This is a genomic window from Porphyromonas bobii (assembly GCF_943169685.1).
Classification (GTDB): domain Bacteria; phylum Bacteroidota; class Bacteroidia; order Bacteroidales; family Porphyromonadaceae; genus Porphyromonas; species Porphyromonas pasteri.
In genome coordinates, this window is record NZ_CALPBU010000015.1 from 1 (window position 1) to 1708 (window position 1708).

At 50.9% G+C, this 1708-nt stretch carries 1 rRNA gene; it reads left to right on the forward strand.

What is annotated here, in order from left to right:
- Positions 1-113 precede the first annotated feature (113 nt).
- A 16S ribosomal RNA gene (locus tag KO088_RS08850) occupies positions 114-1643 on the forward strand.
- Positions 1644-1708: the final 65 nt, after the last annotated feature.

Genomic DNA, 1708 nt, shown 5'->3' on the forward strand with positions numbered 1-1708 from the left:
GAAGACCTAACCGTCAATTACGACCTTTACTTAGGTAGAGATACACTAATAAATCTGAAGCAAGAATCATTTTTAGAGCAAGACAAACAGAACAAAGTACAATAAAAATATTGACAATGAAGAGTTTGATCCTGGCTCAGGATGAACGCTAGCGATAGGCTTAACACATGCAAGTCGAGGGGCAGCATGGTCTTAGCTTGCTAAGACTGATGGCGACCGGCGCACGGGTGCGTAACGCGTATGCAACTTGCCTCACAGAGGGGGATAACCCGTCGAAAGACGGACTAATACCGCGTACACTCTATGTTGGGCATCCAATGTAGAGGAAATGAAATTCGCTGTGAGATAGGCATGCGTCCCATTAGCTAGTTGGTGAGGTAACGGCTCACCAAGGCGACGATGGGTAGGGGAACTGAGAGGTTGAACCCCCACACTGGTACTGAGACACGGACCAGACTCCTACGGGAGGCAGCAGTGAGGAATATTGGTCAATGGGCGAGAGCCTGAACCAGCCAAGTCGCGTGAAGGATGACTGTCTTATGGATTGTAAACTTCTTTTATACGGGAATAACAAGAGTCACGTGTGGCTCCCTGCATGTACCGTATGAATAAGCATCGGCTAACTCCGTGCCAGCAGCCGCGGTAATACGGAGGATGCGAGCGTTATCCGGATTTATTGGGTTTAAAGGGTGCGTAGGCGGCCTGTTAAGTCAGCGGTGAAATCTAGGAGCTTAACTCCTAAATTGCCATTGATACTGGCGGGCTTGAGTGTAGATGAGGTAGGCGGAATGCGTGGTGTAGCGGTGGAATGCATAGATATCACGCAGAACTCCGATTGCGAAGGCAGCTTACTAAGGTACAACTGACGCTGAAGCACGAAAGCGTGGGTATCAAACAGGATTAGATACCCTGGTAGTCCACGCAGTAAACGATGATAACTGGGCGTATGCGATATACAGTATGCTCCTAAGCGAAAGCGTTAAGTTATCCACCTGGGGAGTACGCCGGCAACGGTGAAACTCAAAGGAATTGACGGGGGCCCGCACAAGCGGAGGAACATGTGGTTTAATTCGATGATACGCGAGGAACCTTACCCGGGATTGAAATGTAGATGACCGCTCCTGAAAGGGAGTTTTCCTTCGGGACATCTATGTAGGTGCTGCATGGTTGTCGTCAGCTCGTGCCGTGAGGTGTCGGCTTAAGTGCCATAACGAGCGCAACCCCTGTCTACGGTTGCCATCAGGTAATGCTGGGAACTCCGTAGAGACTGCCGTCGTAAGGCGTGAGGAAGGTGGGGATGACGTCAAATCAGCACGGCCCTTACATCCGGGGCGACACACGTGTTACAATGGTAAGGACAAAGGGCAGCTACCTGGCGACAGGATGCGAATCTCTAAACCTTATCACAGTTCGGATCGGAGTCTGCAACTCGACTCCGTGAAGCTGGATTCGCTAGTAATCGCGCATCAGCCATGGCGCGGTGAATACGTTCCCGGGCCTTGTACACACCGCCCGTCAAGCCATGGGAGTCTGGAGTACCTAAAGTCCGTAACCGCAAGGGTCGGCCTAGGGTAATACAGGTGACTGGGGCTAAGTCGTAACAAGGTAGCCGTACCGGAAGGTGCGGCTGGAACACCTCCTTTCTGGAGTTCTGAAAATGGGCTTTAGTATAGTTAGTGTAGTATGTACGTAAGAGATGAGTTAGGTG